The sequence below is a fragment of the Ruminococcus sp. OA3 genome (assembly GCF_022440845.1).
In the GTDB taxonomy this organism is placed as follows: domain Bacteria; phylum Bacillota; class Clostridia; order Lachnospirales; family Lachnospiraceae; genus Ruminococcus_G.
Genome location: NZ_JAKNTO010000001.1, coordinates 3,618,673 through 3,644,701 on the forward strand (window position 1 = coordinate 3,618,673; position 26,029 = coordinate 3,644,701).

Annotated in this window: 33 protein-coding genes; 3 read left to right on the top strand and 30 right to left on the bottom strand. The window is 45.5% G+C overall.

The features are described 5' to 3' along the window. Positions 1-16 precede the first annotated feature (16 nt). The 26 genes from MCG98_RS16485 to MCG98_RS16610 all read right to left on the bottom strand — a co-directional run bounded on the left by MCG98_RS16485 (position 17) and on the right by MCG98_RS16610 (position 16,462). The gene (locus tag MCG98_RS16485; protein WP_240302964.1) at positions 17-514 is read right to left on the bottom strand and encodes a hypothetical protein; all 498 of its coding nucleotides are present in this window, start codon (positions 512-514) and stop codon (positions 17-19) included. Between the two features lie 16 nt (positions 515-530). Then, a complete protein-coding gene (locus tag MCG98_RS16490) occupies positions 531-920 on the bottom strand; it encodes a hypothetical protein (RefSeq protein ID WP_240302965.1) in 390 nt (129 codons plus the stop codon). Continuing rightward, the gene (locus MCG98_RS16495) at positions 917-1,324 is read right to left on the bottom strand and encodes a minor capsid protein (protein WP_240302966.1); all 408 of its coding nucleotides are present in this window, start codon (positions 1,322-1,324) and stop codon (positions 917-919) included. Before MCG98_RS16495 ends, MCG98_RS16490 begins: the two co-directional genes overlap by 4 nt. Continuing rightward, positions 1,317-1,667 (bottom strand): putative minor capsid protein, encoded by a 351-nt coding sequence (locus tag MCG98_RS16500; protein ID WP_240302967.1) that lies wholly within the window; start codon positions 1,665-1,667, stop codon positions 1,317-1,319. Before MCG98_RS16500 ends, MCG98_RS16495 begins: the two co-directional genes overlap by 8 nt. Further along, positions 1,654-2,043 (bottom strand): hypothetical protein, encoded by a 390-nt coding sequence (locus tag MCG98_RS16505; RefSeq protein WP_240302968.1) that lies wholly within the window; start codon positions 2,041-2,043, stop codon positions 1,654-1,656. The genes MCG98_RS16500 and MCG98_RS16505 overlap by 14 nt, the downstream gene beginning before the upstream one ends. A gap of 16 nt (positions 2,044-2,059) precedes the next feature. Then, positions 2,060-2,911 carry a phage major capsid protein gene (locus MCG98_RS16510; RefSeq protein WP_240302969.1) on the bottom strand — a complete coding sequence of 284 codons (852 nt, stop codon included), beginning with the start codon at positions 2,909-2,911 and terminating at the stop codon, positions 2,060-2,062. A 15-nt stretch (positions 2,912-2,926) separates the two neighbouring features. Next, positions 2,927-3,547 carry a hypothetical protein gene (locus MCG98_RS16515; protein WP_240302970.1) on the bottom strand — a complete coding sequence of 207 codons (621 nt, stop codon included), beginning with the start codon at positions 3,545-3,547 and terminating at the stop codon, positions 2,927-2,929. 49 nt (positions 3,548-3,596) lie between these two features. Further along, on the bottom strand, positions 3,597-3,884 hold the full coding sequence (locus tag MCG98_RS16520; RefSeq protein ID WP_240302971.1) for a ribosomal-processing cysteine protease Prp: 288 nt from the start codon (positions 3,882-3,884) through the stop codon (positions 3,597-3,599). Between the two features lie 55 nt (positions 3,885-3,939). Continuing rightward, the gene (locus MCG98_RS16525) at positions 3,940-4,167 is read right to left on the bottom strand and encodes a hypothetical protein (protein ID WP_240302972.1); all 228 of its coding nucleotides are present in this window, start codon (positions 4,165-4,167) and stop codon (positions 3,940-3,942) included. Between the two features lie 14 nt (positions 4,168-4,181). Further along, positions 4,182-6,131 (bottom strand): phage minor capsid protein, encoded by a 1,950-nt coding sequence (locus MCG98_RS16530; RefSeq protein ID WP_240302973.1) that lies wholly within the window; start codon positions 6,129-6,131, stop codon positions 4,182-4,184. Positions 6,132-6,142: 11 nt separating this feature from the next. Further along, the gene (locus tag MCG98_RS16535; protein WP_240302974.1) at positions 6,143-7,645 is read right to left on the bottom strand and encodes a phage portal protein; all 1,503 of its coding nucleotides are present in this window, start codon (positions 7,643-7,645) and stop codon (positions 6,143-6,145) included. 8 nt (positions 7,646-7,653) lie between these two features. Next, positions 7,654-8,967 (bottom strand): PBSX family phage terminase large subunit, encoded by a 1,314-nt coding sequence (locus MCG98_RS16540; protein ID WP_240302975.1) that lies wholly within the window; start codon positions 8,965-8,967, stop codon positions 7,654-7,656. Beyond that, complete coding sequence (locus MCG98_RS16545; protein ID WP_240302976.1) at positions 8,933-9,226, bottom strand: hypothetical protein; 294 nt, start codon at positions 9,224-9,226, stop codon at positions 8,933-8,935. The genes MCG98_RS16540 and MCG98_RS16545 overlap by 35 nt, the downstream gene beginning before the upstream one ends. 949 nt (positions 9,227-10,175) lie before the next feature. After that, positions 10,176-10,619 carry a hypothetical protein gene (locus MCG98_RS16550; RefSeq protein ID WP_240302977.1) on the bottom strand — a complete coding sequence of 148 codons (444 nt, stop codon included), beginning with the start codon at positions 10,617-10,619 and terminating at the stop codon, positions 10,176-10,178. Positions 10,620-10,636: 17 nt separating this feature from the next. Beyond that, positions 10,637-11,815, bottom strand: coding sequence for a phosphoadenosine phosphosulfate reductase family protein (locus MCG98_RS16555; RefSeq protein ID WP_240302978.1), 1,179 nt, complete (start codon positions 11,813-11,815; stop codon positions 10,637-10,639). A 70-nt stretch (positions 11,816-11,885) separates the two neighbouring features. Next, entirely contained in the window at positions 11,886-12,320 is a 435-nt protein-coding gene (locus tag MCG98_RS16560; protein ID WP_240302979.1) for a hypothetical protein, read from the bottom strand. Next, positions 12,313-12,696 (bottom strand): helix-turn-helix domain-containing protein, encoded by a 384-nt coding sequence (locus tag MCG98_RS16565; RefSeq protein ID WP_240302980.1) that lies wholly within the window; start codon positions 12,694-12,696, stop codon positions 12,313-12,315. Before MCG98_RS16565 ends, MCG98_RS16560 begins: the two co-directional genes overlap by 8 nt. Before the next feature lie 12 nt (positions 12,697-12,708). Beyond that, positions 12,709-13,446: a hypothetical protein gene (locus tag MCG98_RS16570; RefSeq protein ID WP_240302981.1), complete on the bottom strand. Its 738-nt coding sequence runs from the start codon at positions 13,444-13,446 to the stop codon at positions 12,709-12,711. Continuing rightward, the gene (locus tag MCG98_RS16575; RefSeq protein WP_240302982.1) at positions 13,447-14,007 is read right to left on the bottom strand and encodes an ERCC4 domain-containing protein; all 561 of its coding nucleotides are present in this window, start codon (positions 14,005-14,007) and stop codon (positions 13,447-13,449) included. It lies immediately after the preceding gene. 9 nt (positions 14,008-14,016) lie between these two features. Continuing rightward, positions 14,017-14,610, bottom strand: coding sequence for a DUF669 domain-containing protein (locus MCG98_RS16580; RefSeq protein WP_240302983.1), 594 nt, complete (start codon positions 14,608-14,610; stop codon positions 14,017-14,019). Next, positions 14,594-15,244: an ATP-binding protein gene (locus tag MCG98_RS16585; RefSeq protein WP_240302984.1), complete on the bottom strand. Its 651-nt coding sequence runs from the start codon at positions 15,242-15,244 to the stop codon at positions 14,594-14,596. Before MCG98_RS16585 ends, MCG98_RS16580 begins: the two co-directional genes overlap by 17 nt. Next, positions 15,244-15,408, bottom strand: a complete 165-nt coding sequence (locus tag MCG98_RS16590) for a hypothetical protein (protein WP_240302985.1) — start codon at positions 15,406-15,408, stop codon at positions 15,244-15,246. The genes MCG98_RS16585 and MCG98_RS16590 overlap by 1 nt, the downstream gene beginning before the upstream one ends. Next, entirely contained in the window at positions 15,405-15,629 is a 225-nt protein-coding gene (locus tag MCG98_RS16595) for a cysteine-rich small domain-containing protein (protein WP_240302986.1), read from the bottom strand. Before MCG98_RS16595 ends, MCG98_RS16590 begins: the two co-directional genes overlap by 4 nt. A 198-nt stretch (positions 15,630-15,827) precedes the next feature. Next, entirely contained in the window at positions 15,828-16,067 is a 240-nt protein-coding gene (locus tag MCG98_RS16600) for a hypothetical protein (RefSeq protein WP_240302987.1), read from the bottom strand. Positions 16,068-16,069: 2 nt separating this feature from the next. Further along, positions 16,070-16,282 (bottom strand): helix-turn-helix domain-containing protein, encoded by a 213-nt coding sequence (locus tag MCG98_RS16605; RefSeq protein ID WP_240302988.1) that lies wholly within the window; start codon positions 16,280-16,282, stop codon positions 16,070-16,072. 3 nt (positions 16,283-16,285) lie between these two features. Beyond that, entirely contained in the window at positions 16,286-16,462 is a 177-nt protein-coding gene (locus MCG98_RS16610; protein ID WP_240302989.1) for a hypothetical protein, read from the bottom strand. Positions 16,463-16,601: 139 nt separating this feature from the next. Between MCG98_RS16610 and MCG98_RS16615 the strand changes: the two genes are divergently transcribed. The 3 genes from MCG98_RS16615 (at position 16,602) to MCG98_RS16630 (ending at position 19,566) form a co-directional block, all read left to right on the top strand. Further along, positions 16,602-16,973: a helix-turn-helix transcriptional regulator gene (locus MCG98_RS16615; protein WP_240302990.1), complete on the top strand. Its 372-nt coding sequence runs from the start codon at positions 16,602-16,604 to the stop codon at positions 16,971-16,973. A gap of 653 nt (positions 16,974-17,626) precedes the next feature. Beyond that, positions 17,627-18,193, top strand: a complete 567-nt coding sequence (locus tag MCG98_RS16625; protein WP_240302992.1) for a hypothetical protein — start codon at positions 17,627-17,629, stop codon at positions 18,191-18,193. Positions 18,194-18,351: 158 nt separating this feature from the next. Continuing rightward, positions 18,352-19,566, top strand: a complete 1,215-nt coding sequence (locus MCG98_RS16630) for a tyrosine-type recombinase/integrase (protein WP_275891344.1) — start codon at positions 18,352-18,354, stop codon at positions 19,564-19,566. 61 nt (positions 19,567-19,627) lie between these two features. On the opposite strand, the gene rlmD is transcribed toward MCG98_RS16630, so the two are convergent. From rlmD to MCG98_RS16650, 4 genes are read right to left on the bottom strand one after another with little or no spacing between them, the layout of a single operon-like run. Further along, on the bottom strand, positions 19,628-20,986 hold the full coding sequence (gene rlmD / locus MCG98_RS16635) for a 23S rRNA (uracil(1939)-C(5))-methyltransferase RlmD (protein ID WP_240302993.1): 1,359 nt from the start codon (positions 20,984-20,986) through the stop codon (positions 19,628-19,630). Between the two features lie 35 nt (positions 20,987-21,021). Beyond that, positions 21,022-23,976 carry an EAL domain-containing protein gene (locus tag MCG98_RS16640; protein ID WP_240302994.1) on the bottom strand — a complete coding sequence of 985 codons (2,955 nt, stop codon included), beginning with the start codon at positions 23,974-23,976 and terminating at the stop codon, positions 21,022-21,024. Positions 23,977-23,998: 22 nt separating this feature from the next. After that, entirely contained in the window at positions 23,999-25,450 is a 1,452-nt protein-coding gene (locus MCG98_RS16645; RefSeq protein ID WP_240302995.1) for an extracellular solute-binding protein, read from the bottom strand. A gap of 17 nt (positions 25,451-25,467) precedes the next feature. Then, positions 25,468-26,004, bottom strand: a complete 537-nt coding sequence (locus tag MCG98_RS16650) for a prolyl-tRNA synthetase associated domain-containing protein (protein ID WP_240302996.1) — start codon at positions 26,002-26,004, stop codon at positions 25,468-25,470. Positions 26,005-26,029: the final 25 nt, after the last annotated feature.

Sequence of the window (26,029 nt, forward strand, 5' to 3'; positions counted from 1 at the left end):
GAGGGGTTTCCCCCTCTCAACCTTCCGCACCTGTTGTCCCCAGACTCGGCTGCCCGTTTCCGTGAATAGTAACAGTCAGTGCATTTGTTGCCGTCGAATCTCCCCGGCCTTTCGTAATGTTTGCCAGTGTCACCGGCCAAATCACGTAAGCATTGCCGCGCTGCACTTTAATGTGCGTTTTTCTTGCCTCGCCAAACTTATACATCACATCTTCTCCTGTGATATATTCATAGGCTGGATCTGTCGGCTTACAATCTCCAGTCAGCGTTAATGTAAGCTGCGCACCCACTACCTCTGTGCTGCCCCAACCCTGATCTTTATAATATGATGCCTGATACAGCACCTCATTAAGAGATTCCGCCATATTCTTTGTCAATGCCCCTAATGTAGCCCATGTGGCAGACTGTCCTGTAGGGGTGGTGTTGATAAATGCTTCTGTTTCATAATTGATTTCCGGAGTAATTGTATTTTCCGGAAGCGTTTCGGCAAATTTCTGCAAATTCATATTCAGCATAATTATCATTCCTTTCTTAGAAAAATACTTTGCAATTTAAAATACAGGAATAATGATATGTACCGTCCTCATCCCTGCCAATTTTGGACGGTTCTTTTGCGATCTCCGTATCCAACCACGAAAATGTGTTTCCTGGTGGATACTGTCTTAGTCTCTGAAAATAATTACATATACTGCAAAGTTGATCCAAACAGCGGTTCTGTTCCTTGTGCCTGCACAACATCATAACTGGAAACATCCTCACCGACGCTTTGTCATAATAGACCACATCAGAAACCCCCTGCCCCAGTTCCGCATACAGACTGTTCTTTTCTGACAACTCTTTGAGGGATATCCTGCAGTCAAGCTGGCAATTGTCTTCAGCTGTCTTTGCAAATAGTTCTATAAACTCTGTCTGTGGTGTCACTGCCTCAGCCTCCTTCGCATTGCTGCCTGATATACTTTCTTCCAGTCCTTTCCGTACACTTCTTTTGCGTATTTTGCCCATTCCATTCGGGCCAGTGCCGACGTAAAAGTTATTTTTTCAGGTCCATAAGTGCGGGCCGTTGGATTCCCATACATAACCTCACCATGCCACAGATACTGCGCGTATGGTTCTGACCACCGCATCTCATATTTCAAATCCCGCGCCTGAAAATCACTGTTTGCAAGCCCGCTACTCTGTAGAGTGCCCTGATCTTTCGGAACATGCTGCGTAGTGTCTTTCAGCGCCTGTTGCGCCATGATTGTAAGTCCGTCATTCGCAGCCGCCCGGATCCTCGCCATTGCAGACATTTTGTTAAAAGTCACCCTGGTACTTATTTTAGGCATAGGAAATCAGCCCCAGTTCGTAATGGTGCAACTTTTCACCATCATAGAGAGGTTCTGCCAACATGACACGGAGTTTCTGCGTGTTAAAAATGATAATGTCATTCACTGCAAAAGTTATTCCTTGAGGTCGACTGTTCCGACAGTCATAAAAAAGTGTGGCTGCAAGCTGGATCTCAGCACCACTCTTATCCCGCACAACCTTACTGGACGGTTCCAGACGCACATGTGTGAGCATCTGCTCACCTACCAATTCCGTGTTTCCCCAGCGGTCTTCTTCTCCCTCTATGGCGTGCGTTACCGCGTGAATAAGCAGTTTTTTAGGTATCGCCCTAATAGCAATCACCTCCTCGATACAAAAGCCCTGTTGATGCTAAAATACGTTGCGCACGCGGCGCATAGATGGACTGTTGGGTGCTGCCTGATACACCGGATGCTTTTGCATAGTTAAACTTACCAAGGCCGGCACTCTGCAGGTCGATACCATTATCTATTTCACTGCCGCCGTTGGCATCCAGATACTCGATCTGGGCGCATACTGCCTTACGGATACGTTCCTGAATCCTTTCTTCCATCTCATGAAATGCCGATAGCGTAAGTCTGTACATACACATTTCCTCGACTATTTCTTCCGCTCTCATTAAAAGAGACAGGAAGTCGGCGTTAATTACCGGCTCCCCATGAAATGTGTTCAGATAATAATCCTGTGTTACGTAAGGCATTTAACCGCCTCCTATCTCACGCTTTCTTTTTGACAGTCACAGTCTCCGGGCGTGATACCATATCACCATAGACACGGCGCCCCTGTACGGCAGATGCCCCGATGTGTTTACCATCCTTCAGGTCATTGATTCCAACATTTGTCTTCCATTCATCAACAAAATGGCAGAATACATTGTTGCCGATCACGTACTCCACGTTCGAGTCATCCGGGATGTTGTTGGTCTCATATACATTCAGACCGGCAATCCGGCCCACGCGCCCGTTCTGGACCACAGAATCACCGAGATCAGATGCTTTGATGAATTCCGGGGATTTCAAGAGTGTGGCATAAGTCTCATTTGTTACTGCCAGCCACATTTCCGCAACTGTCAGTCCTTTCTTTTTGAGTGCTGCAACCTCATCAACGACAGATTCATAGATGGTTTCTTTCGTAAGTTCAGTGGTATTCGCAGATGCGGTCCCGGTTGTCACCAGCAGATTGATAAGTTCTGAATCCAGAGAGATACCCATTGCGTAACCTGCGGAATCAAGCCGATCCGCCACCAGGTTATCCGGTACGGATGCAGCATCATAACCGTCAATCAGCTCATTCACATATTTATCTTTATCGATCGGCAATGTTTTATAGGTCGTGGATCCGGTATCCAGATCCCCGCCAGCAGCTTTATCGTAGTTGCCGACCTTTACCTCAGTATCCCTTACCGGAATCTTTACCGCACCGGCAGTCGGTGTACCCTCATACCTGCGATTAAACAGGCCGACAAAGATTGCTGTCTTTCTCAGCTTTGCAAGCACCAGGCTAGAATAGCGTTCCTGTGCTTCATGCCCTGCAAACAACTGCAGGTCCAAAATTCTTTTATTATGCATATTTATTCTCCTTTACTATTTAAGGTCAGGGTTCAGCTCGTAAAATCTTGATTCTACACCGGACATTTTCTTTGCACCTTTGCCCGTCTGCCGCTGACCCCATGATTTTCTGTTATCTTCATCGCTTCCGGAAGAAGACGTTTTGAACTGCGGATATTTTTTGAGTACTTCCTCAATGGCATCCTCAATATCCAGATCCTGGTCCTTTGTCATCTTTACCCGGGCAAGCGCAAGGACGTCATCCACACAGGATTTATCAACATCATGCTCCAGGCATGTCCATTTCAGTTCAAGTTCTTCCACTCTTTGTGCCTTCTCCCTTAATTCCTGCGTCTCCTTATCATCCGGATCCGCATCTTCACCAGCCTTATCCCCGCTATCGGTTTTTCTGGATGTATTCTGCTGACGTTGCCACTTGCGCTTCTCTCTGGCAAGTCTTTTTTTGACAGTCTCATCAACATCTTTCTGTGAGAACTTCTTTTCTTCCTCTTCGGGCTCCTCACTATCGCCGTCTTCGTCCGGGTTTTCATCCCCGCCCTGGTCGTCACCGCCGGTATCCTCACCGTTATCACCTTCCTCCGCAAATAACTGCAGATTCAGCGATTGATATTTTCTCTTTACGTTTATGTACTTCATATCGAGTACCTCCCATTTATTTTTCCGTTTACCGCCCGTCGGCGCCGCATCAGGCAATCCGTACGTAATCTTTATAAGCTTCTGCAATTGCGCAGCTACCAATAAAAAAAGAATCCACCAGAAGCTGTCCCTGTTCTGATAAATTCCTGTATTTCACTGTTCCTTTTCCTGACTCAAACAGACACTCTGCACGGTCTGCAGTCAAATCATTTATAGACTTTGCCGTGGTCTGCAAAAGGGCAGACACCGCAGCACACACGATATCACAGCCGGGCGGCCCGAAGCCCGCATGACCCTCCACCGTAATCCCATCCTTTGTTACTTTGATCATGATCATTTTTGTCACCTCCAAAAGCATAAAAATACCACCAGCCCATTTTGACCGGTGGTACTTATACTTCAATTTCATATGGCAAAAGATCCTCGCCTCTTTCGTACTCTGGACAATCCGCGTTTTCAAAACACACGTCATGCGGTTTATATACCCCTTTCGGATACTTCACACACCACGCCCTGCATATATGTTCTTTTTCTGCGGACTTACATGTACGGCATTTAACCGTTTTTGCATCTGGCATTTTCATGCCGGTCATTACTCTCTCATCATTAAACTGACTCATGTGATCACCTTCTCCTATGGTAATACTTCCAGAACGACAGTTACTTTTCCAGAAACATTCTTAATCTCTTTCACAATAAAACGCGTTCCTGCCTGAAGGATAAACTCAGCTTCACTTCCCACACTGGAACCTTTTTGTTTTCCATCCCAGGTGCCCGAACTGTTTGTGTCTCCAAATGCACTAAATGGCTCCGCATAGATCCCCTTTGTCCCTTTGGGCGCTAAAATTTCGTATGCAATGCTATCGTTGAAACCCGCATCCGCCGCCACGCCCGTGCTGAAGAAAGCCGGATCATAGATCGGTTGTCCTGAGAACTTCCGATTCAGCGTGTCTACTTTTGATGGCATAATTTTATCTTTCTCAATCCCCAGCAGCCCCGCAAGAGATTGTTTGTCAGAACCACGGTATAACCACATGTCTTTTGGTAATGCTGCTTTGTCGATAGCTGATTTCAGGCCGCTGATATAACTCTCGCAATGCTCATTATTCAGAGGTACTTTGCCAATCCCAACAAACTTGTCCCAACTACCTGCGTAACCACGCAGCGGTCTGTTAAATCCTCCGGATCCTTCTGTATATTTATATGCAGATTTTTTCTCATGCGCCGTCAGCTTAGGCCATACCTTTTCAGTTTCCGGCCGGAGCAGCTTATCAGCATCTTCACGCTTTGTAAACCTTTCTGTTTTTATTATAGCATTCTTATCCTGATTATACAAGGCGGCGGAATCCATATGACTTTGTGCATATTTCTTTTTCGACGCCTTGTCCGCTGCGATCGCACGCGCACTGATGCTTTTATCAAAACCGACAACCTGTTCCCGGTCTTTCCTACGATGAAGCTTATTATTTCCAGAAACATACGATCTCAGCTCCGCTTCTTTTCTCTTTAACTTTACGGCGGCCTGCTCAAAAGCTTCTTTATCGCCAATCTCATCATACAGCATACACTCCCGTTTCTGCTTTCGTACCCCACGCTCAAGCGCCCGTTGCACCTGCGTCTCTCGGTACAATTTATCATTGGCGCCCAGGTCTTCCATTGGAAAATACCGCCTGATCGATACCCCTTCCATGTATGGGAAGATATGATGTCCGCAATTGATCCCAAGCAGGCCATCGGGTTCCCCATAACTGGAAGTCTTCCAATGCGGATATTTTGTAGACTTATTAGCCCGGTCGAATATTTTTCCCTGGTCCCTGGCACATTTCGGCCGGGCGCCAGAGTGACTATCCACTTCAACCAGATCAAGTCCGTAATCATCTGCCCGGGCCATCTGAATCTCTGCCGCCATTGTGTTACTCGTGGACCGCATTGCCATATTGATATAGGCCTCCGGTGTCCACTCGCGGCCACGTCTGTCAACGAAAGCAGGTATCCCCTTGTAATTAAACTCCCGGATACACTTCCTAAGCGCCTGCTGACGGGATTCTGCGCCGATCACAGCAGAGGTTGCATGTTTGTTCAGGATATCAAGCTTCTGCTGTTTATCAGCTATCTCATCAGCCGTTGATGCTATATTGCCTACCAGTTTCTTATAAGCATCCCTTGCTTTATAAAGCATGGTTGTATTACAGAGGTTCAGCGTATCTTTTGCCTGACCCTGCATGGTAGTTAACACCTGTTTTACATTCTTGCTCTTTGGGGCAGGCACTGCTTCTCCCACCAGACCACGACGCACAAGCTGTCTCATACCAGGTTCTATTTCGGCCAAGACTTTCTCAGCCATTTCATTCAGCATCCATTCCATTGCTGTTTGTGACACCCCTGTAGATTTTGCTATGATCTTGATATTTTCCTGATTCAGTTTCCCTATCTCAGCCAGCTTCCGCATAAGCCACTCGTCTGATGCAATAGGTTCATTATAATCTTTACAGTGACGGATGATATTTGCCATAAGCTGCTCTTCCAAATCCTGAAACATGCCTGCAGGTATGTCTGCGGCTCTCTGATTCTCCAGCAGAGTCATCTCACATCACCTTACTTCTTATTAGCCGGACCAGTTTTTTCACGACCCTGACTATCATCGGTTTTCTCCTCTTTTTCCTTCTCACTTTCTCCGGCGTCACCCTTCTCCTGTTCCGATTCATCCTGATCCCCCTTCGTCCAGTCCACATCCTGTCCAGTAATCTGACTATCCTCTGCGATTCGCTCCAGCTCTTTTTTTGCATCCATCTCAGAGCATTTGTCAATCTCCATGATTGCCGTGAGCTTTGACCGCAAACCTGCCTGAATCAGCTTAATATTACGATCAATAGTAGTATTGCTGTCTTCAATTATGGAATCGTCAAAATCCACCGTGGGATCAATCTCTTTTCCGAAATCCAGGAATGCCACGGCCTTGATCATACTGATCAGCGCAGACTTTACCGGAATTTCATTCCGCTGCAGGTTCTGATACAAATCTGATTTATCAGATATCACTTCAGTGGCCGTCTTCACTCCTGTCGAATTAAACTGGAATCTCCCAGTACCCATACCTGCTTTCAGGCTTAGAATGTCAAGACTGCGCTGCATACCCAGCTCATGCTCCTGGGCCCTGATAGCCATATCTACTTCTGTGAGCTTCAGGTCTTCCTGCCGATCCCCCGGCATCTGGTAATACACAGAATCAGAAGCATCAAATACAGGCGCCGTAATACCCTCTTTCTGCATCTGCATCTTAGCCGCTGATATAGGGACCAAAATCCTTTTGCGTCCAAGTATAAACTCATTGACATAGGAATCATAAATCAAGTCGCAGCCTTTAAGCTGTGATATACAATTTGCATATATCGATATGCCAAGCGGGCTGTCCAGGTCTATGTTATTGCAGATATTCGGTGTTATAATTTGAAAAAGAGGCTTCTCATAACCTGTCTGCACCAAAGGCTCTATCTCCTCCGGTGGTTCAATCTCTTTCCCAGAATCAGCTTCTATATATCTGTTCTCTATGTAGTACAATTCAGGATTCTCTACATCCTCTTCCCTACCAAGGCGGTGTATCTGCAGATAGATATTCTCTTTTCCGTCAATCACACGGGTCGTTCCGAAAGCGCATTCCGTGATATCTCCATTATCCCAGGACAGTGGATAAATCATATCGGCGCGGATATAGTCAATTATGACATTATCTGAAGCATCACGATATTCCACAAAGGCTCCTGTTCCCAAAGCAAACATCATTTCGAGCAACTGGTTCCCTCGGACACGGAAGTTGTTCGCTTCGAGTATCTCATTCAATCGTTTCTCGTAATCTCCTGCCTTGATAGAAACCTTTTCATTCAGGATCAGGTTTGCCCAATCTTCACAGAGTTTCTTCGCCATGCCCATGCTGTAACGCTTATTTTCTGTGGTCACAACACCATTATAGACTTTGTATCTATGGAATTTCTCTACATCACCCTGATACCACTCCAGCCATTCATCAATATGGCTGTATGTCTCATCAGGAGCCGTATTGTATTTGTGATCCCGTAAATACTGCTGAATTTTATTGCTCATAGTTCCTCCTATGCCACTATATATAAGATTTCGTCCTGAATGCTCTCTGTGCTGTATTCCGTGCTGTCCAGGCTGTCTACATTCATAAGTCCATCATCTAAGCGCACATCCTGATGTGGTTTTTTATCGTCGTATACGGCCTGTTCAAACGCCTCAATGGTGTGTGTGCAGTGTTTCATGACCTTCCAGCGCCCCTGTGCAATCAGGCTGTTGTAGAAAGCGATCCGGTCATTGATTGGTCCTTTAATTGCATTCTTGATGTCTATTGCCACATGCGCCTGTATGCAGGCAGATTCCAGACCTGCAATCAGTGACTGCTCTGCACTGTCACAGTAAGCCTCATAGACTTTGTATTTCATCCTTGCTCTCCGGACGAAATCAATAAAATCATCCTGGAGCTGTTTTGGGTTGATACGCTTCTTGCGGTAATACTCGTCTAGGACAACCACTTGCTTGAATCCTTTTGTGAATCCGGTCAGAGTAAAAGAATGGGCCGACTTCGTACCACCGAAATCGACCCCGATTACTGCATACATGATTTGATTGTCTTTTAACCAGTCCGGTCCCACGAGATAATCCTGCACGTGATCCGCAAACTGCTGATATATCAAGCCGTCTGCGGCCACCCATAACCCCAGGATAAACCGCTTATAGAATACGCTGCCATGTACCCAGGCTCGCTTGTATCGCTCAATGACTTTCGGTGAAAGAGAAAGATTATCCGTCATCATAAAGTGCAGATGGTACACTCGCTTCTCTTTCACTTTCAAAAGAAACTCTTCACGGATATAGTGGTGCGGTCCCTCTGGGTTGCAGTTCATCCATATTTTTGCCCCGGACACCGAACACCGGCCTATAGCCTGGTCAACGAAACTCTGTGGGAAGAGTGCCGCCTCATCCAGGTAAGCACCTGCAGCAGTCAAACCCTGCAGTGCATCCTGTGCTGCCTCTGTATTGGCTCCATAAAGATAATACGCATTGGTACCAATCTCCACCCTGGCATCAGTCCCAGAACGGATATATGTGTAAGGCCATCCCCACGCTTCCAATATCTGCAGCATAGGGCGAATGACATTTTTCTTTAATGCGCCCATCGTCTTTCCTGCCAGAATAAAGGATTCCCCTGAAAACATCTCCTGCGACCAGGTGAGAAAACCAATAATACAAGCTATCGTTTTGCCTGACCTGATAGCGCCATCCGCTGTGATGAAATCATTCTCCGCCGACCGGAGTCCCGGCCGCCACCAATGCATGAGTCGCTTTTGCTGGTCAGAGAAAGGCAAGAACTTAAACTTCGCCGGTTTCTTCTGCTTCTTCGGCATTTACCTCTTCCTCCTCTTCATCGTCAAACAGGCTGTCAAGTTCATCTTGTGTTGGATTCATGGCTTTCAAGAAAGTTTGTATGTTTTCCTCTGCTCCGCTTTCGTCCCCGACCTCCTGATCTCTGGCTCTCTTCGCCCGATCGGTACGGATCCGCTGTTCTTCCTCATCTGCCTCCGTCTGTCCGGACTGCCCGGCGTACTTCGCAACCGCCTCATAGGCTTTCACATTGCCCTCAAGCCCTGCCTTGATCATTGCCATGTTGAGGGCGCTCTCCAAAGTGCTATCAAGCCCCAGCGATTCCAGCAGCGGCGTCCATTCTGGGCTATTTATTTCGGTCGTAAGCAAGAGGTTCAGGGTCTTCCTAAAATTGGCTTTCCGGCGCCGGGCTGCCCCTGATGCTTTACCGCCATTCCTTCCGCGCTCTCTTGCTTCTTCCTTGGTTCTCACTGGTTTTAAGTTTTCTTCATTAGGCACGTCACCACCTTCAATTCTGGCTTAATTTATTGCAATCAAAAAGCACCCCGAAGGGTGCCTGACTTATTACACTCAATGATTGGGTGCACATTTTTTACAAAATCCTGTTCCCGTATCGCCACATTCGTAATCATCCTTGTCAAATATTTCTCCACAATCAGGACACATAAAATAAGCACCAAGACAGCTCTCACATACATATCCACCATCATGGTGTCTGTAAAAATTTTGACCTTCTTTTTTGCATCTCTTGCATTTGCATTTCATAAGCAATTCCCTCCCAAAACATATTTTTCTTTCATTCTACACCAAAACGCCCCATATTTCTACAGGGCGTCTTGAAAAAAATATGTTTGGGGGAGATCAGCGACCAACACAGATAATGCCAGCCGCTGAAAATCGGAACACCGGGAATCGAACCCGGTACATCACGGAATCATCCGGTTACTCTACAAATGAGCTATATTCCGAATAAGACCCGGGGTCCGAAGATCACCCGGGTACGTTCTGTGTTTATGTGACATAGGAATGCTCGGTATATAATGTGCCTACCCCATTCTGGGACCCAGTCACATATCCTGCAGGTGCCTACTGCCTATTGTGCAGCGGCGAAACAACCACCGACCGGTGAAGACCAGCGGTCGTAAAGGAAGTTTTTAATGGCCGTGAACTCTGTTTTATTTCGTCCATGTTATCATAGTAACACAGGTAAAACGAACAGAACGAACAAATATTATTTTTCCAAAAACCTGTCATGCGCCATCCTGCAGCTATCAGCCGTATGTTTTCCGCCCATCCGGTGCGCCACCTGTACCCAGCTCATACCGTCGATATACCGATGCCTGATAATCCTCCTGATCCTGCTGTCCTCTATGGATTGTATGTATTCCTCCACAGCTGTCAACATCTGCAATAACTTGTCATCCAATAGCTGTAATTGCAGCTTGTATGTCTTAAGTGCCGACCTTTTTTTATCATACTCAGGGATCGGGAATCCTTTGATCGTCCTGGTCCCCAGTGGCTTCTTGCCCTTCTTCCCGCATGTCACGGAGTCTGCGACCATGTACCCGCTCATCTCCGTGTTCAGAAGCTTATCACTGACCGACTGTATCCGACGCACCATATCCCGTTCTTCCTGTTGCAAGTCTGTGTATTGCTCAAGGATATGCTTTTCCAATGGTATCACCTCCCCAGTTAGTCATTTACATCACGACACCACAGATACTCCGGTATATCTGCAAGACTCATCTGCCCTTCTACATTTTGGTCTTCCATCCGATTTTTCGCTTCCTTCTCGGCTTTTCTTCGGTTTTCCTTGTAATCGTTATAGCTTTTCCTGTACTCGTAACTTTTCCCGAAGATATTGTATGCAGCTTTTACTACATTCGGCTCATACTGACGTATTTTTTCCAAGTCTTCGACAGCCTTGTAAGATATCGGACAACCGCAACATCCTGTTCTGGTCAGACCATACACTTCGTACGCATCAGAATATTTAATGCCGTAAAAATCCTTATACCAGTCCTTATCTGCATCTGTGACGTAATACAATGGTCTAAGCCTGTGTTGACCGCTACTGGTTTCAGTAAAACACATTGATGTACTATCTTTACGGGGCACGGAACGCATACCGCCTTCATCTCTTCTTTCCCCAGTGATAATCATGTCATAATTTTTCTGTACCCTATGAGCCACTTGTTTTTTACAATAATCACAGCACTTTGCGCTGATTTTAAAATCCGGTGGGTACTCACTGATAAAATCTCGCATATATTTTGATGAGTTGATAACAAGCTGTATATTTGGTCTTGGCTCTCCGGCAGAATTGCAGCAGCACAGAAAATTGATTACGCTTTCGCACTTCGGATACCGCTCTTTTAACTCTTTGCGCTTTGCAGCTTTATCTTCTGCCTTTTCAAACTCGTCTGCAATCGACAGCGGGATTTCTTTTTTCTGCCATCCCTCAAGCCCAGCAGACATAATCTTTGAAACAAACGGAATCCCATATTTTCTGGATGCCTGTACGATATTCACTTTCGGTCTACATTCTTCGATTTCGATACTGTATTTTTCTGCAGTTGCCCTCACATGGTCTTTTGTTGCCCTCATTTCTAATCCTGTGTTAAAAAATACATACTTTATTTTCGGTAAGCCAAAAAGTTCACGCGTACTCTCAACAAGATGCACCATAATATCGCTATCGCTCCCACCAGAATACGAGCATATTGCATTCGGATGCTCTTTCAACCTCCTTGCAATGATTGACTGTATTGCCTGGAATTTACCCGGCGCGTCAAAGTCAGCGTATGCTGGACGTTCCGTATATACTCTCGAATGATATACTTCCTTGCTATTTTTCTTTGTCTGTTTCATTTTTCTCTAAGAAGCCCGGTATACCCTTACCCCTGCAGGAGGCTGGCTCCTTTCTGTTATTTTTTAATTATTACGATTCCACCAGATAGCCCAGTGCTTCCCGCCAGCCTGAACCACCCCAATACCGATTGTATTCCTCTGCTGTCAGCAATCCTTCCTCCCGCATCCGTTCAATCTGGCGGTTGACCTTTCTCTCAGCCTCTGCCCTAGCCTTATTGCCCTTGTTATGCTGCATGATCTGCTGTATTATCATGATCATTACGTCCATAGCCTCCGACCATGTGTTGTCAGGCATGTATACAAGTTGCTCGTTGTCGAAGGGGTTGGATGCTGACTCAATTGATTTTTCCAGCTTATTGAGGTTTTTGATTGCCTCTTCAAGTTCCTCCCTGTATTCCCCGATCTCTTCCAGGGTCTTTTCTCTCTGGTGTTTCTTGCTATACTTCTCGGAGATCAGGCGTATCTTATCGATCAGCGTAGGCTCCACATATTCAATCTCAATCATCTTTCCCTCCGATCTGCTGTATGAGCTTCTGGTATTGGTTGGCTTTCTCCGCAGATTCTTTCTGCCTCTGTGACTGCCGCAGCCGTTCCCGCTCTTTCGCACAGGACATAACCCGTATGTTAAAATCCCGGATCCCCTGATCCCATTTCTCCCAGAGGTCCTTCCAGTATGGCCGGGTAAGTTCGTCCCACTTCTCCCATTCCTCTTGTTTAATGGAGTTGTTTTTCGCCTCCATGGGCATCCGCCTGCGCAGCCTGCTGACTGTCGCTTCACAGACCCCAACGCTTGCTGCAATCTTCCGATTCGTAAATCCCTGTTCCACCATACGGCAGACCTGCTGTTTTATCTCCATGGATATCGGTTTTCCACTCGGCAAATGCCACACCCCCTATTTCCCCAACAACTGCCTCTCCAGCTCCGAGTAATCATACGCTCTTTGATGGAAGTTGTTGAATTTGTTGTTCCCCGGCTTCTTTTTGCTCTTGGTTGCATCCTCTGTGATCCACCTGCGGATTATGCCCGCATGGTTCGCATTTTTATACCGCCCGTTCTCCTCAATATAGCGGTCAAGCCTCTCCACGTACTCATCAATGACCGGCTTTCCAAAATCATTAACAAGTTGATCAAACCCAACCGGTTCGATTTTGATGTGCTGGTGTGCCCCCATCCTTACCTTCTTTTCATTCTTATCATTCTTTTCCTTATTGTTTGTTTCTTTCGGTGTTCTTTCCGTGTTCTTCCGGTGTTCTTTTGCTGTTCTTTTCCCTGTTTTTTCTGCAACTTCCAGGATCGTCTCAAACCCCTGGTATTTCTCGTAATTCAGGATTTTCAGGGTGGTTTTTTTCGTGTCACTGTTTTGGGCCAGCATTTCAACCTTTTCCAGTTCGTTTAAAAACTTTGTCAGCTTGGTGATCGACCACCCCCACCGCTCGGAAAGCTTCCGTTTGCTCGTAATAAAACTGCCCCTTTCCACGCTGATATAAGTACTGTCAAACAGAAATTCCTTGTCCATATGGTTTGCCAGCATGATCAGGTCAACCCAGGCCTGCCCCCTCGTAAACGGCTTGTCCTGCCAAAGGTCCGTCTCCATTACGCTCCGGTACAGTTTCACCCATCCTGCCGCCATTTAATCACCCGCTTCCTGGTTTCTCAGATATTCCTTCAGTTCCCGGTACAAGATGTTTTCTATCAGCTGCCCGCTGTATTTCCAGCACGCAAACTGGAAGACCATGTTGTAGCGTGCCCCCCACGCCAAAATGCTTGCCAGGAGAGACTTTGAGGGAAGCCGGCTGTCATAGGACCCGTTAAATACCTGCGGCCACCCGACATCATTGCGGGTTTCCTTCGGGTCCGGATGTTCCGTAAGGAGGTATAGCCGCGCCTCCCTCTGGCGGGCCCGCTCAAACTCTTTCTCAAACCGCTTCCGCTGTGTCCCAAAGCACATGCAGAGTTCTTCGATATCCTGTTTGCGCTCTACCGAAACATGCGAAGAGAAGTCCAGGACGTCTCCGCCCGGAAGCGTACACTCACAGGAATAATCCCCAAATTCCAGCTTCTGCCGGCGGTATGGGAATTGGAACTGCCGGATGCGGTGGTAATACCGGGGGGTGGGCTGCTCCCGTGTATCCACGAGAACAACCATAGTCTTCATGATCTCATTGATCTCAAGTTCTGTGTAATTCCCCATATCCTCCCCCTAGTTAAACGGCAATTCTTCGCAGGCCCCGTCCGGGATGCTCATAAAACCATCGGGATCGGTTGCCGGCTGCCACTGCTGCCGCCCTGCTTTTAATGGCTTATCCTCCGGTATTTGATACCGCCCTTCCCGGATGGCCGTGGTTTCCCGGAAGCTTTGGCACTTCGTGCTCCAGCCGGTCCCGTTCCCATTTGCTTTCTCATACGCTTCCCTTCCAAAAATCCCCCCTACCAAGCGGTGCCGCAGGTTATCGCAGAACGTGTCACCCCAGATCACCCGGAACCCCGGGTTGGACGCCTCAACCGCATCCAGGAACGTCTTAAGCCCACGGTTGGTCTTCCCTTCCGCATCCAGGACCAGCTGGTAAACCGTACAGGGCCATTTTTTATCCTCCCTGGTATTCTCAGAAAACTCCTTTTGAAACTTGCCCTGGTATTCCCCCTCGGCAATATCCAGTGCAATCTGGAGCATGTCCTTTCCTTTTTTGCTCCTGGTCTCAATCACCTGGACAATCCGGCACACATAGCCGCCGGCCGGCAAGGCTTCATACTCCCCATAGGGTTTGGTTGTCTCATAATCATTTGGTTTCTGCATTCTGTAATTCCTCCATATCGTAATAGTTTCGGATTGCCTGGTCCACCAGCCACAGGTCATTTGGGATTTTGACACTCTCGAACATTTCTTCCGGTGACTTGCTCACCGCCCCATCCAGCGCCTGCGTTACAAACAGGTAATCATCGCCCTCCTTCACGCTGCGCAGGACGATCGTAAACATGCCCTCGATGCAGACTTTTTCATCCAGCATCTTCCCTATCGTTTTGGGCCGTACATCACCCGCCTCATTTTTATCCTCGTGCATGATAAAGTAGACAATCTTGTCGCCCGGCAGCTTGTTGATGGTGAACTGGATCAGGTTCCAGTAGTAATCGCCCAGGTCATTATAGAGGCTAAACACCCCATTCCCGCCCCCCGTATTTGCATGGCACCTCATAAAATGGTTTGTGATCAGGTACCCCGCGTCATCAATGACGATGGATTTTGCCCTGGACGCCAACAGGCATTTCATGACCTGCTGATAATCATCGGTAAACCACCCGTCAATCTGCCCCCGAAACGGCAATGGTTTGTTTAATACGCGGATCAGGTTAACGTCTTTTCCCACACAGCTTTTCATACTCCGGCTTTTTCCCGTCCCGGAGCGCCCGATAATTAATACTGGTATCGCCATCAGCTCTCCTCCTTCATGATCTGGTTGATTGCCTGGATCCCCCTTAAATAATTCAATATGTTTCTGGACGTGTAGTTTTCATAGATGGGATCCTTGTCAACATAGCATAGCGCCGTGTCCAAAAGCGCCAACAGGCGTTCTCTCCGCTGCTCCATATCATTCATCCTGTGTGCTCCTTTCTAATCGATTTGATATAATCCGACAGACAGTCGTCGCAAATGATAAGACCATTTAATTTTGTTTTAAAATCCCCATCATGCCAATCATCACACTCGTAGATGTAACCATGACACCAGTCACACTCTATGTGAGGTCGTTCTGCCAGTTCTTCTTGCCGCTCTGCTTCTTTCTCCGCATCCAGCGCAGGGTTATCCGAATAGAACATTGCATTTTCCTCCCCGAATTGTTATAATTTAATTGATATTTTTATTTCTGAGTCCCCAAGCTTTGGTCGGTGCGGGGACTCTTTTCTTCGCATCTTCGGTAGTCAATTGTGTATCCATATTTCAGCGCAAATTTCATTTTTTTGTCGTATTTAATCACACCGCTGATCGCCCCTAAGGTTATATATGGATTATCCTCTTTATGATCCAGCTCCTCTTGTACGCAAGCGATAACGTTTTTCAACACTTCGTTTTCCAACTTCAGCTGTTCCATTTTTGTCATGATGCAGCCTCCTCTCTTCAATTTGTATCCACACCGCCGCGATAGCCAGCCCCAGCCCTATGCAGCAGATCAGCCGCTCGGGGATCGTGTGGTACCAGCCGGTCAAATCCGCTGCTATGTACGCCAGTGCCGCGGATGTGATAAGTTTTTGTAACATCTTCAATCTCCTTTCAACTCCTGAACGTTAAATGGATCTGTTACATCTTTCCCCTCGTACTTTTCCAGAAACTTTTCGACCGCTACTTTTCGGTATTTAAAGCATCCAAGTTTTAACGCTGGCAGTAACCCTGCTTTACGAAGATCATTCACTCTTCCAACGTTGCACTTAAACAGCTTCGAGAGTTCTTCTGCTGTGTACAGAATATCATCCATGTGTTACACCTCCTTGCCCTCTTTTTCTGAGTTGTCCTCTTTCTTCATTCCATTATAAATACCAAGCATATAGATGAATGTGTCATGCTGACTTGCTTCATCTAAAAGTGGCGCTATAATTTTGATGTTTTCAAGAGGATCCTCTGTTAACAGTACTGTTATCTGCTTTTTGGTATCCAATTTTTATCACCTCCGTTATATTGATTATGTGATAATTATATATCGCTAAGCATTGATTGTCAATAAGTTTTTTATTGACTGAGTGATTTTTTTATGGTAATATTGATTTATACTTAAAAATAAAAAGGAGGTGAACACAATGAATAAAAGAATAAAAGAAGTAAGATTATCCAAGAACCTGACGCAAGAAAAATTTGCTAATATTATTAATTTAAAACAAAATACAATTGCATTAATAGAAAGTGGAAAAAGAAATCCTTCTGATAGAACAATTTCTGATATATGTCAAAAATTTGGAGTAAATGAAGTTTGGCTTCGCACAGGTGAAGGTGGAGAAGAAAATATGTTTACTAAAGTAGATGAAAATGATAAATTTTCTTTGAATCTCGGAAAACTTAGTATTACTGAAAACCAAACCGCAAAAAATATGTTAAATGCAATTGCTGAAGCCTCTCCAGAGAAGCTAAAACATATAGAAGAATTCATGAAAGCTTGCCTTGGTATAAAATAGAAGAGCCAGCTTAATCGCCAGCTCTTACTATAACTTCAAGTATTAGATAAATCCGTCTTAACACAGCATTATCACTAGTTTGGTTTACCATTTCAATAATTTGCTTTTTGTACTCTTGATTACTCATTTGTATTCCTCCATATGTGGAATGCAAAAACCGAAACTCCTTATAATTATTATGATTGTATTGATAAGCAAATAGAACAAGGATTAATTGGATTAGAATTCTGTTTTTTGCTTCCGTATTTTTATAATAAGAACACGTAATAAAATGCAAAAAACTACCTAATTAAATCATTTGTCCCCATACAGGGACACTTATTTGTAATTTGATTCATATAGATCAGAAATTCGTACATTCAATCCTTGGGCAATGGCTTCTAAAGTGTCTAAACGAGGTGATACCTTTCCATTTACAATCTTATTTATAGTAGATTTGGGAATTCCAGTCATAATAGAAACTTGCCGAGTTGTTAAATTGTTTTTGTACATAATATCACCTAATAGAATCTTCATTATTTTATTTTAATGTGATGTAACTTATAATTCCACTGTAATAACAAATTAACCGCGATGGGCGATTAATAATAAACCAAGACCACTGCCGGGCAGGGCAGAGGGGCTGGTCTTGTACAATGAAAGAAGGATTGCATATGAAAAAGAAAATTTTAATCGGAATTAGTGCTTTTTTATTATTATCAATAGTAGCTATAACAGTTGGCATAATTTATGGTAAGTCCCAAGGATTAAGCATGGATGATATGATTGTAAAAAACACAGAATCTGATGAAGAAACTACTGCACAAGCAGATACACCTGTTTCCGGGATTTCTGATGAAGAAGCAATGGATTTTGCTATGGCAGAATTAAAAGAAAAGGTTAAAAATGCTAAGCCAAATACCTCAGATATGGTTGATAAAATTGCATTACAAGCACGTGATGATGCAAAATCTATTGATGAGACAAAAACAAGCGAAGCTATTGCATATATTCATGATACATACCCTAATTATTTCACAGATAATGACGTCATGGAGAAAACAATGTATTATGGTTATTTACTAGACTATGCTTACGATGACAACGACTTGCGTTCTATTTTGGGTACAGACGCTTACCAGGTTGTTAAATATGTTTATCGTGGAGTTGAGACAGTAGAAGATACTGCTACGCAAGAAAATCTGAAACAAATTGAAAAAAGTTTAGATTCTATGCAATAAAAAAACCGCCCCAGTGCTACCAACACCGGGACGACAAGCAATACTATACAGGTCATGGAGACCGATATAATATATCCTAAACACATATATTGTACCATAAATCCTCCGCACCTGTATAGGTGTATTTTTTATACCCAAAAACAAAGGAGGATGATACTATGGCACAACTCAGAACAAGAAAAAGAGGTAAAAACTGGGAATACAGCTTTGAAGGCGCACCGATCAGCGGCAAACGGACCACGATATCAAAAGGTGGCTTCCGGACAAAAGCAGATGCGATTGAGGCAGGTACAAAAGCGAAAGCAGAATATGACAATGCCGGCCGTGTCTTCGAGCCGTCTGCACTGTCGGTCAGTGACTACATGGATTACTGGATGGATCACTACGTCAAAGTGGAATGCAAACCGAATACACAGCGGGCATACTCCGATATTATCCGGATACATATTAAGCCTTATCTCGGCTCTTATCGTCTCGGATCTATCGGGCCAGACACCTTACAGGAGCATATGAATAAACTTTACGCCAAGGGCCTTGCCAAAAACTACTTAAAAAATATCCACGCTGTGCTGCTTGGTTCTTTTAAATATGCAGTGTATCCGTGTGGCTATCTGAAAGATAATCCAATGCAATATGTGCATCTGCCAAAATGTGCATACTCGAAAGCGGAAACAGACAAAAAGATCATTACACCAGATGAATTCTCCCAGATCATAACCAGATTCCCGGAAGGCAGCAGATACCATATTCTGTTCATGATCTGTTATTATACGGGGTTCCGGATCGCAGAGTGTACCGGGCTTACCTGGGACCGTATTGATCTGCAGGATGCCACAATTACTGTTGACCGTATCCTCGTTAAGACTGGCACGATATGGGGGCTTGGAACACCAAAAACGGCCAGCAGCGTGCGTACAATCAAGATAGGGGATACCTTGCTGGCTGCGCTTAAAAAGCAACGTAAATGGCAGCTGCAGAACCGTATGCAATATGGCCCGCACTATACGGATTATTATCTCAGAGACGAAAATCAAATCTATGGCATGGATGGAAACACTGGGATCCAACCGCCGCATGAAAAGCTGAGTTTCGTTTGCACGCACGAAAACGGCACTCTGATCAACCCCGATCTGTCCAGGTACGCAAGCAGGGTTGTCAATTACGATCTGGGGATCCAGTTTAACTTTCATTCCCTGCGGCACACACATGCCACGATCCTGATCGAGCAGGGCGCCGACATCAAAGACGTACAGCTGCGCCTCGGCCATGCGTCCTTAAAGACTACGATGGACACATACGTACATGATACCGACACAATGCGAACTCGGACCGTCGATCTGTTCGAAAAAGCATCCTTGTCAACGAGTCAATAAAAGCGTTGACACCACGTTGACAAGGACAACATTTTCAGTAAATAGCATCCCGAAAAACCGCCTATTTACGGGTCAAGAGCGCAACTGTCTCAACATGCACCGTATGCACAAACTGATCAAAACAAACACACCGTTCCACCCGGTACCCCCGCTCCTGTATCAGCTCCAGGTCGCGTGCCAGACTCGTCGGCTTGCAGGAAATATAGACGATCCTGTCCACGCCGTAATCCAGGATCTTCGGCAGTGCCTTTGGATGGATTCCGTCTCTCGGAGGATCCAGAATGATTAAATCCGGTTTTTCATTTAAATGATCCAGTACTTTCAGCACATCACCGGCAATAAATTCACAGTTTCTGATTCCATTTAAGTATGCATTTTCTTTGGCGGCCTCTGTCGCCTCCTCCACAATCTCGACCCCGACTACCCTGCGGGCTACTGCGGCGGCGATCTGGGAGATGGTACCCGTTCCGCTGTAAAGGTCAAAGACCGTCATATCCCTCGTATCTCCGATGTACTCGCGCACCGTATCATACAACACCTCGGCTGCTCCGGAATTGGGCTGAAAGAATGAAAACGGCGTGATCTTGAATTTGAGTCCCAGCAATTCCTCATAGAAAAAATCCTGGCCGTACAGAATTCTTGTCTCATCACTTTTTACGACATCAGACAGCGAGTCATTGATAATGTGCAGTATGCCCACTATTTTCCCCTGTGTATCGATGCCAAGCAGACGCTCGGTGAGCGGCTGAAGATCGTGTTCTTCCTGTGAAGTCGTCACCAGATTTACCAGAATCTCTCCTGTAGTGTCAGCCCTTCTGAGCAGCAGATGGCGCAGATATCCTGTGTGCTGCATTTTCTTGTAATAACCCACTCCTGTTTTCTGAAAAAACTCCAGCACACATGAAAGAATCTTCGTCATGTCATCATGAACGAGACGGCAGTCAGCTGCCGTCAGAACATCATACGTGCTGCCCTTTTTATGCAGTCCAAGTGACAACGGACCGTCTTTATACTCGTCGCCAAAAGAAAATTCCATCTTGTTTCTGTACGCAAATTCCCTGGGGCTTCTCTTGATCGGTTCGAAAATATATTCATCGCGGATGACATCATCCAGCAGTTTTTTTACCTGATTTTGTTTCATCTCCAGCTGATCGTCATACTGCATTGTCTGATACATACATCCTCCGCACGCCGGAAAGATGCTGCAGACCGGGTCACGTTTCTCAAGGGGGGATTTTTCCAGAACCTGAAGAAGCCGTCCTTCCAGACGGCCCCCTCGTTTTTTATTGATCATAAATTCGATTTTCTGTCCTGGAATTCCATTCTTTACAGTTACCGTATTCCCCTCCAGGCAGACTCTTCCCTTATTTGGAAAATCCACACCGGATATTGCTCCCTGGCAGATATCTCCTTTTTTCATAATGTTCCCTCACTTCTCATTCATTCTCTTTTCCTTTATCCAAAGGACCGGTTAATATTTTCAATTTCACTGCGGACACTGTCTTCGATCTGTCGTATCTGGCGGGACGGTCTGCCTACGTAATATCCCTGAAGATATTCTACGCCCAAAGCAGTCAGCGTCTCCATCTCTGCCTTTGTCTCAACACCTTCACCGATAACTTTCATGCCGCGGGCTTTTGTATAGCTTACAAAGTTTGCAACAAGGGACTGCTTATTTTCATCACTGTCAATATCATGGACTATGCTGATGTCAATCTTTACATACTGCGGCTGCATATATAACAGCGTGGATTCTGAGCTGTATCCTGAACCAAAATCATCAATCGCAATTTCGGCCCCCAGCCGACCGGCCATCTCATGCTTTTCCCTCATAATCTCACCGTCCGCCTGCTCGCTCTCCATGATCTCTATTACCATCCGCCCTTTGCAATCCGGATATTGTTCCAGCAGATGCTTTTCTACCTCCGCGCTTATCAGCTGGTTAGGTATTGAATTGATGAACAATTTGCACTCTCCAAAAGTCTCATGTTGTCTGCTGTATTCATATAAAGCCTGAGTAAATGTCAGTTCTTCAATATCCGGAAGCCTGGACTGGTCACTTGCAAGGCGCATGACATCGGCAGGAGAGGCCAGTTCCATAATTGTTGGCCGCATCAGCGCCTCATAGGCAAATACACTTCCGTCCGAAGTATCCACAATCGGCTGGAACACATATGTGATCGCCTTTTCTTCAATCAGTTTATTCAGTTTCTCTCTGCCCTGGATAAGCAGATAATCCTTTTCATAGGATTTTCTGTCAAATTCTTTTACTGCCCCCTTATAGCTGTTCTTCGTATCATACATGGCGAAATCCGCATAACGCTTCAGCTCATCATATGTGATGCCGTCATCAGGATACCACGCAATACCGCCCGAAGCCCGAAGCGCAATTTCTTCTTTGTCAGGCATGATGAGCTTTGTTGTATTCAGACGGTATTTGATCCGGTAAACACTGTCAAGCAATTCCGCTCTTGATCTGCATTCCGGCACGAAAGCCAGGAATTCATCTCCCGAGATTCTGCCCACAAGGGTATGTTCTCCGCCGAGACTTCCAAAAATCTGCGCCGCCCGCTGTATATATTTGTCCCCATAGTCATGTCCATACGCGTCATTGACATACTTCAGATTGTCCAGATCCCACATGATCATGGCGCCAAGCTCATTTCTGCTTTCTGCACGATTCAGCATCTCATTCACTTTTCGTTTAAAGGCCCTTCTGTTCAGCAGATGGGTCAGGATATCGTAGTCTCTTTCGTATTCAATTTTCTGCTTCTCGTTCACATCCTGCGTGATATCCATCACAGTGATCAGCACCCTTTCAGGCTCAGCCAGGGATTTAAAATGGATCCATTGCTGTGAGGCCCCATCCGGGACACTGAAATCTTTTTCGGCACTGAAACTCAGCAGATCATCCAGTTTATTATTTCTGAGATAATTATCAAAATATTCCTTATCGATCAGCCGGTTTTCACAGTATGCAGGATCGAATTTCAGCATGGTGATAACTTTTTGTGTACAGAATACTTTGTCAGAATCCGTGCGGTATTCAACAGCTCCGAGCGGAAGATCAACCAACTCTATAATCTGTGAAAGTTTTGAGGCATTCTCGCGCACCGTCTCATTTAGAAATTTCATTGCGTTTCCAAGCGCCTGAATTTCACGCACATCAGAATGGTCAAATTCCAGCTCTTCTTCCGCATTTTTGGATTTCAGCACCCGCACCATGCGTTTGATCGGTTTGGTAAAAAAATAACTTCCCAGCACAGCTCCCGCTATCCCCAGTATTATGGATATCACAAACGCCATAACGATGGCCAGCTGCAGATGTGTGGATGTGCTGAACAGTACATCCTTCGGCTGTATTGCAATCAGATTCCATTTTGTCGCATAGAACGGCGAAGTCCTGTTATAAAGGTTGATCTGATGAATACTGCCGCAATTCTCAGTACCTTCCATATCATAAACCTTCTGGCTGACTGGTTTCTCTGCAAATGTAAGAGTGGTCTCTTTGCTGATCTCGTTCTGGATCAGGCCTGTAGAAAGAACGGGGGTATACGCTTTCTGGCTTCTGCTGGTTGTGGCAATCATATAAGAGGCTTTCGCCCCCTGGTCCAGTTCATTTGGCATCAGAAGAGTCTCCATATAGTCTTCTGAAACCGATATTCCCATAACTCCATAGACCACCCCATCCTCAATCAATGGTATGGAGTAAGTCATGACCTTCACATCATTATCTTTCCAGCGAAAAAAAGATGACCAGTAACCAAGCTCCAGAGGTTTCCTTTCTGTATATAAGCCGGCAGCATCCACAGGCTTACCGTACACATCAAAATTCCCCGATTCGTTGTTTAGAGTAAATTTAGCCGTCCAATAAGAATCCAGTGCAAGACCAAGCTCTTTGGCAACGCTGACAGACCCTACCTCAAGCAGAAGATCCTCAGTCCCTGAATAAGTATCCGGATCCAGATCGCGCACAAGAAGGCCACAGTATTCATCGCTGTCTCCATATCCGTTCAATATAATAAATGATTCCGTAATCATATTTCTGCGAAGAAGATCCATAATATCTTCCGATACCGCAAGGATGATCTCATTATTCAAATTTTTATCAGATTTCAGGTCCTGTATGTTTCTTCCTCTGTTTTTCAGCTCTGTCTTTATTGTCCCCTGAATCTGATTCGGATAGTCACCTAAATCAGACCAGCCTTTCACCATCAGATTTTCCAGCGTATTTTTTCTGGCTCCTGCAGTGCTGCTGAAGCTTTCACAGGCATTTTCTTTAAGATAATGAAACCCACCGTTAATATAAAGGACTGAAAGAAACAATACTCCCTGAAGAATTACCACTGCCATCATTGAAGCAAGCAGCTTTTTAAAAATCGAAATGTTTTTCGGTTTTTTTAGTTTCATGGAGGCAACCTCAGTAATTGATTTATAAGTTTTCTTTCAATTGTTGTGTGAACTCTTCACACCAGTTATCAAACTGTTCATCTGTATTAAATTCGTTTACGATTTCCTCCAGAGACTGTGTTCCTTCCTCCAGACGGCTTTTTACCGCTTCCCTGTCACTGGCTGCCTTTTCTCTCAGAGAATCTCCGATCACTGTCCTGCATGCGTCACTCCCGTCAAATACAGGCATTGTATACAATTCATACTGTGTGCTCTCTTCAAAGGAAACTTCCATCGTCCTGCGGATTTCTTCATTCCACTCCAGATTTTCATTCTCAACGACGTCTTCAATAAACGATAACTGATTCGCTTCTTTTTTGACAGGCAGGTAGGAAGACTGTATACAGAACTGTGTATTTACATAGGAGTCTGTAAACCATTTCAAAAATATAACCGTCGCCTCTTCACGGACCGGATCAGATTTGCTGACCACCATTCCCGCTCCCTGCTGTACAGCAACCGGATCTGCTCCTCCAAAATTGGGCACTGCCAGCTCCTCTGTCTCAATCGGATATGGCTCCGCATCTCCAACCGTAACTTCTGTCGGCATATACGATGCCCCGGAAGAAGAGCCCACGGAAGCTATCAGATCACCGGTTTTCATATCATCTGACCGAAATCTGCCGTACTCCGCATAATACCCGCTGACATAAGGTACATAATACACATCCCAGATCTTGCGCATGGCATCCTTATCCACATTTAATTCCACCGCACCGTCTTTAACCTGGAACAAATCGGCCCCCAGCTGATGCGTCCCGGTCAGAATAAAGTTTGCGAATGCATCCATGCCAAACAATGCTTTACCATCATTGGGTGTATCCGTCTTTGCATCCGTCCACTCATAATACTTTTCAGCTGTTTCAGCTACACCTTCCCAGCTTGAAAGGTCTTCCAGCACGGCACCTGTATCCTTTTCAAACGACTCCCAGTCCGTCATATTTACAGTCAGCACCTCGGTTGATTTTGCAGTCGGGAATAAGGTCAGCGCCTGTTCACTGCCCATCCTTCCCTCTTCAATATATGCATCGAGATATTCCGACAGTTCCTCTTCACTGAACCAGTCATCCAGATCGACCAAAAGACCCTGCTCCTCAAATTTTAAGGCCGTTGAAGCATAACAGCTGAAGAGATCAGAGAGTTCCCTCTCATCTTCGGGCTTACTCAGCTCAAATTCCAGATTTTCAAGCAGTTCGTTCAGATCCCCGCTGCTGATATGTTTTACAAAAATACCCTGTTCACTTCCCACTGTATTGTTAAACTCCGTCACGAGCTCATCAAATGCGATCTTATGCGCACCATTGTAGTAGGTCTGCACTTCTATTGTAACCGGATTGTCAGGATCCAGACTGCTCTTTCCATTGCCACAACCACTCATCATCATTGTTAAGACAGCAAATGCCGCAGCTGCAGCCATAACCTTCTTCTTGTTCATACCTTTTCTCCTCAATCCTATAATTTCACACACACGGGCTCATGTCCTACAGCAGGTAAAAATTTCCCCAGAAGATCGCGGACTGATAATTTAATACTCGTTGTATTTACACAGGGATGACAGGCAACTTCCGTGTGCTCCAGTACCTCCTGATCGATCACCAGCTGTACCCTCTTCTCACTGTCATTCATCAGCCCCATCACGCTGACCGCCCCCGGTGTAATGTCCAAAAATTCCTCCATGAATTCAGGTTTCGCAAAAGACAATCTGGAGACGCCCAGCCTTGCTGACAATTCCTTCGTCTTAAACGGTTTGCTTCCTGGCAGCATCAGCAGATAAAAATCTGTCTGCTGCCTGTTGCACAAAAACAGGTTCTTACAGATTTCAACTCCGAGAATACCGTCCACTTCCCCACAGTCATCGATCGTCGCCAGCGCCTCATGGTCAACTCTCTCAAATGGTATTTCCAGCTGTTCCAGAAGATCATATGTACGTATTTCTTTATCCATACGGCCGGTTGTATCCATCGGCCGGCCTTTTACTAATTCTGTCATGATTCTGCCCTTTCAAAAATATCAG

What these genes read in the sequence shown, in the direction of transcription:
- MCG98_RS16485 (WP_240302964.1), bottom strand. Translation starts at nt 514, where the DNA reads ATGCTGAATATGAATTTGCAGAAATTTGCCGAAACGCTTCCGGAAAAT.
- MCG98_RS16495 (WP_240302966.1), bottom strand. Translation starts at nt 1,324, where the DNA reads ATGCCTAAAATAAGTACCAGGGTGACTTTTAACAAAATGTCTGCAATG.
- MCG98_RS16505 (WP_240302968.1), bottom strand. Translation starts at nt 2,043, where the DNA reads ATGCCTTACGTAACACAGGATTATTATCTGAACACATTTCATGGGGAG.
- MCG98_RS16510 (WP_240302969.1), bottom strand. Translation starts at nt 2,911, where the DNA reads ATGCATAATAAAAGAATTTTGGACCTGCAGTTGTTTGCAGGGCATGAA.
- MCG98_RS16515 (WP_240302970.1), bottom strand. Translation starts at nt 3,547, where the DNA reads ATGAAGTACATAAACGTAAAGAGAAAATATCAATCGCTGAATCTGCAG.
- MCG98_RS16520 (WP_240302971.1), bottom strand. Translation starts at nt 3,884, where the DNA reads ATGATCATGATCAAAGTAACAAAGGATGGGATTACGGTGGAGGGTCAT.
- MCG98_RS16525 (WP_240302972.1), bottom strand. Translation starts at nt 4,167, where the DNA reads ATGAGTCAGTTTAATGATGAGAGAGTAATGACCGGCATGAAAATGCCA.
- MCG98_RS16530 (WP_240302973.1), bottom strand. Translation starts at nt 6,131, where the DNA reads ATGACTCTGCTGGAGAATCAGAGAGCCGCAGACATACCTGCAGGCATG.
- MCG98_RS16535 (WP_240302974.1), bottom strand. Translation starts at nt 7,645, where the DNA reads ATGAGCAATAAAATTCAGCAGTATTTACGGGATCACAAATACAATACG.
- MCG98_RS16540 (WP_240302975.1), bottom strand. Translation starts at nt 8,967, where the DNA reads ATGCCGAAGAAGCAGAAGAAACCGGCGAAGTTTAAGTTCTTGCCTTTC.
- MCG98_RS16545 (WP_240302976.1), bottom strand. Translation starts at nt 9,226, where the DNA reads ATGGCAATGATCAAGGCAGGGCTTGAGGGCAATGTGAAAGCCTATGAG.
- MCG98_RS16555 (WP_240302978.1), bottom strand. Translation starts at nt 11,815, where the DNA reads ATGAAACAGACAAAGAAAAATAGCAAGGAAGTATATCATTCGAGAGTA.
- MCG98_RS16560 (WP_240302979.1), bottom strand. Translation starts at nt 12,320, where the DNA reads ATGATTGAGATTGAATATGTGGAGCCTACGCTGATCGATAAGATACGC.
- MCG98_RS16570 (WP_240302981.1), bottom strand. Translation starts at nt 13,446, where the DNA reads ATGGCGGCAGGATGGGTGAAACTGTACCGGAGCGTAATGGAGACGGAC.
- MCG98_RS16575 (WP_240302982.1), bottom strand. Translation starts at nt 14,007, where the DNA reads ATGGGGAATTACACAGAACTTGAGATCAATGAGATCATGAAGACTATG.
- MCG98_RS16580 (WP_240302983.1), bottom strand. Translation starts at nt 14,610, where the DNA reads ATGCAGAAACCAAATGATTATGAGACAACCAAACCCTATGGGGAGTAT.
- MCG98_RS16585 (WP_240302984.1), bottom strand. Translation starts at nt 15,244, where the DNA reads ATGGCGATACCAGTATTAATTATCGGGCGCTCCGGGACGGGAAAAAGC.
- MCG98_RS16590 (WP_240302985.1), bottom strand. Translation starts at nt 15,408, where the DNA reads ATGAATGATATGGAGCAGCGGAGAGAACGCCTGTTGGCGCTTTTGGAC.
- MCG98_RS16595 (WP_240302986.1), bottom strand. Translation starts at nt 15,629, where the DNA reads ATGTTCTATTCGGATAACCCTGCGCTGGATGCGGAGAAAGAAGCAGAG.
- MCG98_RS16600 (WP_240302987.1), bottom strand. Translation starts at nt 16,067, where the DNA reads ATGTTACAAAAACTTATCACATCCGCGGCACTGGCGTACATAGCAGCG.
- MCG98_RS16605 (WP_240302988.1), bottom strand. Translation starts at nt 16,282, where the DNA reads ATGGATGATATTCTGTACACAGCAGAAGAACTCTCGAAGCTGTTTAAG.
- MCG98_RS16615 (WP_240302990.1), top strand. Translation starts at nt 16,602, where the DNA reads ATGAATAAAAGAATAAAAGAAGTAAGATTATCCAAGAACCTGACGCAA.
- MCG98_RS16625 (WP_240302992.1), top strand. Translation starts at nt 17,627, where the DNA reads ATGAAAAAGAAAATTTTAATCGGAATTAGTGCTTTTTTATTATTATCA.
- MCG98_RS16630 (WP_275891344.1), top strand. Translation starts at nt 18,352, where the DNA reads ATGGCACAACTCAGAACAAGAAAAAGAGGTAAAAACTGGGAATACAGC.
- rlmD (WP_240302993.1), bottom strand. Translation starts at nt 20,986, where the DNA reads ATGAAAAAAGGAGATATCTGCCAGGGAGCAATATCCGGTGTGGATTTT.
- MCG98_RS16640 (WP_240302994.1), bottom strand. Translation starts at nt 23,976, where the DNA reads ATGAAACTAAAAAAACCGAAAAACATTTCGATTTTTAAAAAGCTGCTT.
- MCG98_RS16645 (WP_240302995.1), bottom strand. Translation starts at nt 25,450, where the DNA reads ATGAACAAGAAGAAGGTTATGGCTGCAGCTGCGGCATTTGCTGTCTTA.
- MCG98_RS16650 (WP_240302996.1), bottom strand. Translation starts at nt 26,004, where the DNA reads ATGACAGAATTAGTAAAAGGCCGGCCGATGGATACAACCGGCCGTATG.